The 8130-nt window shown below is 46.5% G+C and carries 8 protein-coding genes; 4 read left to right on the top strand and 4 right to left on the bottom strand.

Features of this window, described 5'->3' with window-relative positions:
* A partial coding sequence (locus QZ735_RS01125; RefSeq protein ID WP_294243399.1) for an ATP-binding protein occupies nucleotides 1-1009 on the bottom strand: 1009 nt, incomplete at its 3' end.
* A 280-nt stretch (nucleotides 1010-1289) separates the two neighbouring features.
* Here QZ735_RS01125 and QZ735_RS01120 point away from each other — a divergent pair.
* The 4 genes from QZ735_RS01120 (at nucleotide 1290) to QZ735_RS01105 (ending at nucleotide 5953) form a co-directional block, all read left to right on the top strand.
* A complete protein-coding gene (locus tag QZ735_RS01120; protein WP_294243397.1) occupies nucleotides 1290-2012 on the top strand; it encodes a LytTR family DNA-binding domain-containing protein in 723 nt (240 codons plus the stop codon).
* Nucleotides 2013-2470: 458 nt separating this feature from the next.
* Nucleotides 2471-3694, top strand: coding sequence for a T9SS type A sorting domain-containing protein (locus QZ735_RS01115; protein ID WP_294243395.1), 1224 nt, complete (start codon nucleotides 2471-2473; stop codon nucleotides 3692-3694).
* Nucleotides 3695-3993: 299 nt separating this feature from the next.
* Nucleotides 3994-4674 (top strand): LexA family transcriptional regulator, encoded by a 681-nt coding sequence (locus QZ735_RS01110; RefSeq protein ID WP_294243394.1) that lies wholly within the window; start codon nucleotides 3994-3996, stop codon nucleotides 4672-4674.
* Between the two features lie 130 nt (nucleotides 4675-4804).
* Nucleotides 4805-5953 carry a methionine aminotransferase gene (locus QZ735_RS01105; protein ID WP_294243393.1) on the top strand — a complete coding sequence of 383 codons (1149 nt, stop codon included), beginning with the start codon at nucleotides 4805-4807 and terminating at the stop codon, nucleotides 5951-5953.
* Between the two features lie 117 nt (nucleotides 5954-6070).
* On the opposite strand, the gene QZ735_RS01100 is transcribed toward QZ735_RS01105, so the two are convergent.
* From QZ735_RS01100 to QZ735_RS01090, 3 genes are all read right to left on the bottom strand, one after another.
* Complete coding sequence (locus QZ735_RS01100) at nucleotides 6071-6835, bottom strand: SDR family oxidoreductase (protein ID WP_294243392.1); 765 nt, start codon at nucleotides 6833-6835, stop codon at nucleotides 6071-6073.
* A gap of 88 nt (nucleotides 6836-6923) precedes the next feature.
* Nucleotides 6924-7871, bottom strand: coding sequence for an AraC family transcriptional regulator (locus QZ735_RS01095; RefSeq protein ID WP_294243390.1), 948 nt, complete (start codon nucleotides 7869-7871; stop codon nucleotides 6924-6926).
* A gap of 46 nt (nucleotides 7872-7917) precedes the next feature.
* On the bottom strand, nucleotides 7918-8130 hold a 213-nt coding region (locus QZ735_RS01090), incomplete at its 5' end, for a hypothetical protein (protein WP_294243388.1).

The raw sequence follows: 8130 nt of genomic DNA, 5'->3' as shown, positions 1-8130 counted from the left end.
AATCGATGATAAAGGTTCTTACGGTAGGGCCTTCCGGTCCCATATCGTTGGATCCCAGCTTGGTTTTGGTCTGGGATTCAAACACCGGCTCTTCCACATTGATGGACACGGCAGCCACAATGGATTTCCGCACATCGGAAGCATCGAAACTTTTCCCGAAAAACTCCCGGACGGTTTTCACAAAGGCCTCCCGGAAAGCATTGAGATGGGTTCCTCCCTGCGTTGTATTCTGTCCGTTGACGAATGAAAAGTAGGTTTCTGTCTGGGACTTGTCCGTATGGGTAATGGCGACCTCAATATCATTGTCCCTGAGATGGATGATCGGGTACAGTGTTTCGTTTTCCAGTTCTTCATCCAGCAGGTCCCTAAGGCCGTTTTCGGAGAAGAACGTTTCACCGTTGAAAAGAATTTTCAGGCCCGGATTCAGGTAAGCATAATTACGCAGCATCCTTTCGATGTATTCTTTCCTGAATTTGAAGTTCAGGAAGATTTCTCCGTCCGGAATAAAGGAAATTTCAGTCCCGTTGCGGTCGGAAGAATCTTTTTCGTCAAAATTTTCAGTAATCAGCCCTTTTGAGAATTCAGCCACCTTCATCCGGCCTTCCCGGAAAGATCTTACCCGGAAATATTCGGAAAGCGCATTCACCGCTTTCGTACCGACTCCGTTCAGTCCTACGGATTTCTTGAAGGCCTTACTGTCGTACTTTCCACCCGTATTCATTTTGGATACGGCGTCCACCACTTTCCCTAACGGGATACCGCGGCCGAAGTCACGGATCGTAACTTTCCCGTCGTCCAGTTTTATTTCAATTCTCTTACCGGATTTCATCCTGAACTCATCGATGGAGTTATCCAGGATTTCCTTCAGCAGAATATAGATCCCGTCGTCGGCAGAAGAGCCGTCTCCCAGCTTCCCGATGTACATTCCGGGGCGCAGACGGATGTGTTCCTGCCAATCAAGGGTCCTGATGTTGTCTTCGGAATAAATTGGATTTTTTTCTTGTAACATATGTAATTTCAGCAAACATACAAAAGTACGAAATTGTCAAAAATTATCGAAATTTTCCCGGCTTTTTTTAAGGATATTTATCACAAAATGTTGTACAATTCCCGATGAAAGTTTATATTTACATTATTCAATGTCAGGTGAAAAAACAGGATGCTGAATGTACCGCAGCAGTACACCGGATTCATGACAGGAATGCCCTATTTCACCCATCATAAAAGAACACGGACAGCTATGCATAAAACCTGATTGCTTTACCCTGAAAACCAAAAACTGATTCACCATGAAAAACACCTTACACCTCTGCATCATTGATGAGTACGATCAGAACGGACATCTCACCCGTTTGCTCAATGAAGCATTTCCTGAGTTTACAGTCGATTTCCGCACAGACAATATTCACCATGCCGGCGAGTATCTTCTGAAAAATACTCCGGATCTGATTTTTGCAGATCTCCGGCCGGCCGATAAAACGGAGGTTGAACTCCTATCCGGATTCAGCGGCAGACCGTCTTCCGTAATTTTCATTACCGACTCCGAGACTTCTGCTATATGGGCAGTCAAAAGAGGCATTACCGGCTGCCTGATGAAACCGGTCAGTAACCTGGATTTTGTGGTAACCGTTAACAGAGCGGTTGAAGATATCAGAAAACAGAAAGCCGTACTCACGAACCCTGTTCTTCACAACAAAATCAATCTTCCCACCCTGCAGGGCTTCAAACGGGTCAATATTGACGATATTATCCGCTGTGAGGCCGACTCCAATTATACGTTTATCTATTTGTCAGACAAATCCAAGGTCATGGTCTCCAAGACCCTGTGCGATTTTGAGAAACATCTTTCAGGATACCCTTTTTTCAGGATCCATCACAAACACCTCATTAACCTTGAACACCTGAAAGAATACATCAAGGGAAAAGGAGGCCAGGTGGTAATGGCCGACAATTCCGTTCTGGATGTTTCAACCCGGAAGAAAAATGAATTTCTTCATGCGATCGCCGGATAAAATCCTTCCCTCCGATACAGGCATAAGCTGCCGTACATAACGAATTCCGTCCATCGGTTGCAGGCTGACCTGGATATCTTACCGGCACAGGTCCGTGTTACATCCAGGTCAGTATGGTGAACCTCATGATTAAGCTGCTGTTGCTCAGTTCACCTGTCCGGAGCCCGGATTGAGTTAGATATGCCTGTTCCGAAACCGGTGTATGGAATGCAGCCCCTTACCTTACTCTTTATCAATCCGATAATTCATACAGCCTACAGATCACTTACAGGAAAATCATATACGTTTAATCAAAAAACGTCTGCATCTGCTTATTCACGGTAGAGAGATTTCTCACATCCTGATACCTTTATTCCATTAAAACGGAAAACCGGAACTGGCCCCGGCTGAAAAAAGGCAGTATGCATATTAATCCTAAAGTTTTTATTGGTTTTTGATGTACAAAATCAATATTCCCTATGGTAAGACTGTATTTTTTAACCCTGTATTTTCTGCTGGGAACCTATGTTTTCCATGCGCAGAACCAACCGCCCTGCAGCGATTTCAATGATGCTTCCAATCCCGCCGGCAACTGGGCTCCGGCTCCCTATCCCAACGGAATGGTGAACGCCTCCTTCGGCAATCCGAATTCCCTTGACGGGTCACAATACCTGATCCTGAGTGACCTCTCCGGGAGTTCTTGGTATATCAACGACCAGGATTATAAGTTTCTCGGTGAAAGATTTGCCGGTCAGTGCCTGTATTTTGACTTTTACCTCAAATCAGACGGCGGATACGGGGCGCCTGTCCACCCCAGGATTACGCTTTCCAACGGAACCAACAGCATTACCTTCCTGGCCAACATTACCGTAACCCCGGGGAGCGGCTGGGTACGTGTAAAAGCCCCTATTGCTGCTGCCACCGCTTCCACTCTGCCAAGTAATTCAGACGGGAACTGGACGATGGACCCGGGGATGACCTGGAATGACTTCAATGCCGTAATGTACGGTTCTACCATGCTTATGCTTTCCCCGGATTATACTTCCAGCCCCAGCGAGACTGTACTGTATGACAACATCTGTGTGAAATCCTGTGAAAGCTGCGGCGGCTGCAATTCCAACTTCAAGCTGCAGATGACCACCAGTACTTCCGGCAATTATACCACCGGACAGGTGTTCCTGGAAAGCACCAATGCACCGGATCTTTATAAAGTGGACTGGGGCGACGGAACCACCGGAGATGTCATGACCTCCCATACCTACACCGGTACCGGAAGCTATAAAATATGCGTTACCCAGTTTGAAAACGGCAAGCCGAAATGCACTACCTGTCTTGAAATCTGTATCCCGAAGCTTGCTGACAGCGGAAACGGCAGAAAACAGCCCTCCTTGAAATCTCCTCTGAAAGAAATCTCCGCCGCTGCAAAAGGGGAAAAAGGTCCGGTTGCAGGCAAAGGTTTCCAGCTGGCCCCGAACCCGGCAGGAGATCTTGTTGAGATTAAGATGAATCTTGATAAAAAAAGCAATATATCCGTAACGGTTACGGATGCATCCGGAAAAGCACTGCTGCGGAGTACAGAAACCATCGATGCCGGACCTCAAAGTCTGACACTGAATACGGAAAAGCTGATCCGCGGCGTCTATACGGTAGAGGTAACTTCTGAACAGGCTGTTTCCCAGCAGAAACTGATGATCTCAAAATAAACCGGCTACCATTTTTTTCCATAACTAAGGCTGTTTTTTTTGTAAAGCAGCCTTTTTCCGCAGGTCCCTTTTCTGCCTGAAGCTCCGGATAAGCCTCTGTTCCCGGCTCTTCAGGTGTTCCCTTCGGATTTTTCTCAACAGGTGCTGTCGTCAGATATCAGACAGGCATCGTCCATACATTGATGTCCGATACATAACTCCTGAAGCTGATCCTCTGTATTTTATTTTATCCACAACCATCATTAAAATGGACCATCTCCCTGAAACAATTTGTATTTTTGTGGGTATAACTTTTCAATATGTCAGTTTTTTCAGAAAATATAAGACTTTTGCGCAGCAAACTGGGGAAGACCCAGCGCGAATTGTCCCAACAGATACAGATCACCTCTTCCCGGTACAGTTCTTATGAGAACGGGAAATCCAAGCCTCCCGTTGATATCCTGATCAGGATTTCACGGATATTCAATGTCAGCATCGATCTTCTTCTTTCAGTGGATCTGACAAAACATTCCCTGAAGGATATGCTCAAGCTGCCCGACAACAGGATCGTGCTGCCGGTAGTGGTAGACCAGGCCGGAAACGAAAGCATAGAGATCGTTCCCCAGAAGGCTACCATGGGCTACCTCAGAGGATACAGCGATCCGGATTATATCGAGAGCCTGGAGACCATTTCCCTTCCCTTCCTTAAAAACGGCAAATTCAGGGCTTTCCCGGCAGACGGTGACTCCATGCCGCCTTTCAGGGACGGGTCTTATATCATCGGGAAATATATGGAAGGCGTGGATGACCTGAAATCCGGGAACACCTATGTTTTCATCACACTTAATGACGGAATTACTTATAAAAGGCTGAGGGCTAAAAACAAGGCTTCCCTTACCGTAGTATCGGACAATACGTTTTATGAACCTTACGACATTCCGCTGAATGAAATCGTTGAAGTATGGAAATATGCCACCGGTATTTTTCCTGAAGATTTTTAATAACGCTGATTCAGTACCGTTAAACGGGTGTTCTTCCTGACCGTATACCCATCAAAATCGACCATTCACCAGACTGATCCTTTCCGGCCCGGACATTTCAGGGATTTTCAGTCTTACAAAATTTAATACAATGATTCAACTTCCTCTATCCAAACTTTCCGATGTCGGGACTACCATTTTCAGCCAGATGACGCAGCTTGCCCACGAGCATGAAGCAATTAATCTTTCCCAGGGATTCCCGGATTTTCCGGCCGATCCCGTTCTGCTGGACCATGTAAACGGCTTTATCAGAAACGGCTTTAATCAATACGCACCAATGGGCGGCATGATGGTACTGAAAGAAGAAATCGCCGTAAAAATTGAAAATACCCATCAGGCAGTCTATCATCCGGATACTGAAATTACCATAACGGCAGGCGGAACCCAGGCCATCTTTACGGCCATTGCCGCTTTCGTGAAAAAGGACGATGAAGTCATTATCTTCGAGCCTGCGTATGACTGTTATGAGCCTACCGTAGAACTTTTCGGAGGTATTGTCAAAAGGTTCAGGATGAGCGCACCCGATTATGAAATTGACTGGAATACCGTAAGCGGACTGGTTTCGGAGAAGACCAGGATGATCATCATCAACAACCCCAATAACCCGGCAGGAAAAATCCTGAAGGAAAATGATCTCCAGGAACTTATCAGTATTGTCAGGGATACTTCCATCCTGATCCTGAGTGATGAGGTGTATGAAAATATTGTCTTCGACGGCAAACCGCACCTCAGCGTCTGCCAATATCCCGAGCTGAGAGAAAGAAGCCTGATGGTCGCCTCATTCGGAAAACTGTTTCATGTAACCGGCTGGAAAACCGGATATTGTGCCGCTCCTGAAAACCTGATGGATGAGTTCAGGAAAGTACACCAGTTCAATGTATTTTCCGTAAACACTCCCATGCAGATGGCATTGGCAGAATACATGAAAAACCCGGAACACTATCTTTATCTTAACCGCTTTTTCCAGGAAAAAAGGGATTTCCTGAGACAGGGACTCGCAGGTACTTCTTTTGAAGTGCTGGATTGCGAAGGCACCTACTTCCAGGCATTGAAATATGACAGGATCTCAGACCTGAACGATTTTGATTTTGCACAGGAACTTACCGCCACCCATAAAGTGGCCAGTATCCCTTTCTCGTCTTTCTATAAAGATAAAATAAATGAGCATGTGATCCGGCTGTGCTTTGCCAAAAAACAGGAAACACTGGAACGGGCCATTGAAAATTTAGCCAGGCTTTAAAAAATTCCCGGTGGCCCAGAAAAAAATCTCAGCCACCGGGATTGTATTATATAATCAAAACTGATTAGAGGTTGCGATGCAACAGCCGGTATCTGTAACTCCCGGACTTTAAGTTAATTATAAGAACATTCCGCCGGAAGCTTCTATCCTTTGTCCGTTGATCCAGCGGGCTTCTTCCGTGCACAGGAAAGCCACTACTCCACCGATGTCATCCGGTACCCCTGCACGGCCCAGTGCCGTTGCTCCTGCCACCATGGCATTCACCTGCTCATCATCCCTGGTTCTTCCGCCTCCGAAGTCGGTTTCAATTGCTCCCGGCGCCACTACATTGGCTTTGATCCTTCTTGGGCCCAGCTCTTTTGCCAGGTAACGGGTGAGCATCTCCACGCCTGCTTTGATGGAGCCGTAGACAGATGATCCCGGCAAGGCGAAACGCGCCAGCCCGGAAGAGACGTTGATAATCCCGCCCCCTTCATTGATGAACGGCAGCATTTTCTGGGTAAGGAAAAACACCCCTTTGAAATGGATATCCACCACATCGTCCAGCTGTTCTTCCGTAACATCCGCAACCGGTGCATACAGGGCAGTCCCGGCATTGTTGATCAGGTAATCAATATTCCTGCTTCCCGTATTTTCCTCAAGATGGTCACCCACTGTTTTTACGAAAGCGTCAAAGCTTTTTACTGCTTTGGTATCCAGCTGATAAGCGATGGCTTTTCTGCCGATTGCCTGAATTTCACGTACTGTGGCTTCCGCTTCTTCCCGGTTGTTCCGGTAGGTAAGGATTACATCAAGACCCTTTTCCGCGATTTTCAGGGCTGAGTTTTTCCCCAGCCCGCGGCTCCCGCCGGTAATAAGTGCAATTTTTGTTCTGGTTTCCATATTTTCAATTGATTTTAATGAGACAAAGGTCTGTATTTCCTGATGCAAATGCTTTGCCTGAATCAAACTGAAATTTGCAAAATTCAAATCAGGACCGGAATTCCATCGGCGTAAGCGCCGTCTTTTTTTTAAAGAAATTGGAAAAATGGGCAACTTCTTCAAATCCCAGCGCATAAGCAATTTCCGATACATTCCAGCGGGTCTGCCTTAATAGGATCTTGGCCTCCTGAACGATTCTTTCGGTGATGATTTCCGTTGTGGTCTTCCCTGTGCTTTCCTTAAGTTTTTTATTGAGGTGGTTGACATGGACGGACAGCCGGTCTGCATAGTCTTTGGCAGTTTTCATCTGAAGTCTCTGCTCCGGTGACTCTACCGGAAACTGGCGTTCCAGCAGTTCAATGAACAGGGAAACCACGCGGAGCGATGCGTCACCTGAAGCGGAAAGCTTGGCGGCAGGCTGAAGCTTCTGTCCGTAATGAATGAGTTCCAGCACATAATTGCGGATCAGATCATATTTGAAGATATAATCGGATTCAATCTCCTTCCTGATCTTTTTAAACAGGGCCTCTATCTCATCAGCCAATGCATCATCGATCTCAAAAAGCGGGATCGTTCCGGGACGGAAGATCGGCAGGTCTTCCAAAGAACCGCGGGTCCTGTCTTTACTGAAGAAATCTTCGGTAAATACACAGAAGCTCCCCGACTGGTCCGTATCTTCAGGAATCCAGTGGTAAGGCACTTTCGGGGTCGCAAACAGCAGGGCATTGCTTTTGATACGGATTATTTTATCCGCATACTCCGCCCGGTTCTTTCCGCGGATGAGGCTTATCTTGTAATATTTCCGCCTGTTGTAGGGCATCTGGAAAGTGAGCTTCACCTGCTGTATGGTCCGGGCAATATCAAAAACATTAAAGTGGCCGATTTCTTTCTGCAGGCCTTTCGGCAGGATACTTTCTATGGAAAGACCCGACTTATGGGCCATTTCCTGATAGAAATCTTCCAGGGAACTATGCGAAGTATGGGCAGTTTTTTCCATGACTCTGATTTGTAAAATTCAAATGTAAGAAAATATTTTTTCCCGGTTAATGACAATGGTACATCCCCATCCACAGATGGTAAAAGTGCCCTGCATGACAGAACCAGCAACCGGGGATCTTTTCACTGAAATGACATCTGCAATCAAGAACAGCGCGCACACCTAAGTAAAAGTGAAACATTAAGCCGGGACCATAAGAAGAATCAGCAGATCCGGCTCCCGGAAGAACAACAGAGAGAACCACACCGGAATGTCCGGT

Origin of the sequence: uncultured Chryseobacterium sp., from assembly GCF_913776365.1 — a bacterium.
Taxonomy (GTDB): Bacteria; Bacteroidota; Bacteroidia; order Flavobacteriales; family Weeksellaceae; genus Chryseobacterium.
This window is presented reverse-complemented; position numbering and strand designations above follow the sequence as displayed.